Raw genomic sequence first — 1,339 nt, 5'->3', positions numbered from 1 at the left:
CTGTTGCTTATAGCGCTCTATACGTCCAACAGCACGCATTGCCTGGTTGAAAGACACGGTGCGTTTTGTTATGCCTGGTCTTTCGGCAGCCAAACGGCTAAGATTCCAAAGAGCGGCAGCACGCTGCAAAGCAGCATCAACGTGCCGAGCGACGACAAGTCGGCGATTTTGCCGAGCACGACCGCGCCGAGCGCCCCCATGCCAAACGCCAGGCCGACGATCAGCCCGGACGCCATGCCGACATGGTTCGGAAGCAGCTCTTGGGCGTAGACGACAAACGTCGCAAAGCTTAATGACAGCACAAACCCGGCGACAAGCAGCAACGGCAAGGCGAGCGGAAGCGGCGCGTGCGGCAGGGCGAGCGCAAACGGCGCCGTCCCAACAGTCGACCAGATCATTAAGTTCCGTTTGCCGAACCGGTCAGCGATCGGCCCGCCGGCGAGCGTTCCAATAGCGCCGGCGATCATAAAGGCGAACAAGTACACTTGCGCCTCGCGCACGGAAATATGCGTCGTTTCCATCAGATAAAACTGGTAATAGTTTGAGATGCCGGCCGAATACCATGAGCGGGCGAACACGACAAAGATGAGCAGCGCAAGTGCAAAGACGATCGAATGCCCGTGATCGATTCGCTGCCCGGCTTTTTTCGCTTTGCTTGGCGTCGGTCGGCTGCCGAGTTCATGTCCGTACCATTGCGAGACGCGCCAAAGCACGGTGATGCCAAGAGCGGCAGCGAGCGTAAACCAAGCCGCCCCTTTTTGGCCGAACGGCACGAAAATAAGGGCGGTAAAAAGAGGGGCTAAGGCGTTGCCTGTGTTGCCGCCGACTTGATAAATCGACTGCGCAAACGCCCGCCGCGCTCCAGCGGCCAAATAGACGACGCGCGACCCTTCTGGATGAAAGACGGCCGAGCCGATCCCAACAAGCAACGCGGACAGAAGGACAAAGAGAAAATTCGGCGCCAAGGCGAGCCCGGCCATGCCGAGCAAACTTGCCGCCATGCCGAGCGGCAAAAAGTACGGCGATGGCGTTCGGTCCGTCCATAAGCCAACGACCGGCTGCATGATCGATGACGTCATGTTCAACGCAAAAGCGATCCAGCCGATTTGCGTATACGACAGCTCCATCGTCGAGCGCAAAATCGGGAAGAGCGCCGGGATGACCGCCTGCATCGCATCGTTCAAAAAGTGGCTGAAGCTGATGGCGAACAAAATCGGGTAGACGGTTATGCCTACGGCGCTCGTTCGTTCTGTATGGGTGTTCATCGTTCTCCCCCGTTCAAAATATATCTTAATATTCCTAATTATACTTTATTTTTTTGTCTTTTCAATCGCCGGCG

General features: G+C 56.8%; 1 protein-coding gene. It reads right to left on the bottom strand.

The window, feature by feature from the left end; all coding sequences use genetic code 11:
* Positions 1-68: 68 nt before the first annotated feature.
* Positions 69-1,265, bottom strand: a complete 1,197-nt coding sequence (locus tag GJ1_RS17365; RefSeq protein WP_015374754.1) for an MFS transporter — start codon at positions 1,263-1,265, stop codon at positions 69-71.
* Positions 1,266-1,339 lie beyond the last annotated feature (74 nt).

The organism is Geobacillus jurassicus NBRC 107829, assembly GCF_001544315.1.
In the GTDB taxonomy this organism is placed as follows: Bacteria; Bacillota; Bacilli; order Bacillales; family Anoxybacillaceae; genus Geobacillus; species Geobacillus jurassicus.
This window is presented reverse-complemented; position numbering and strand designations above follow the sequence as displayed.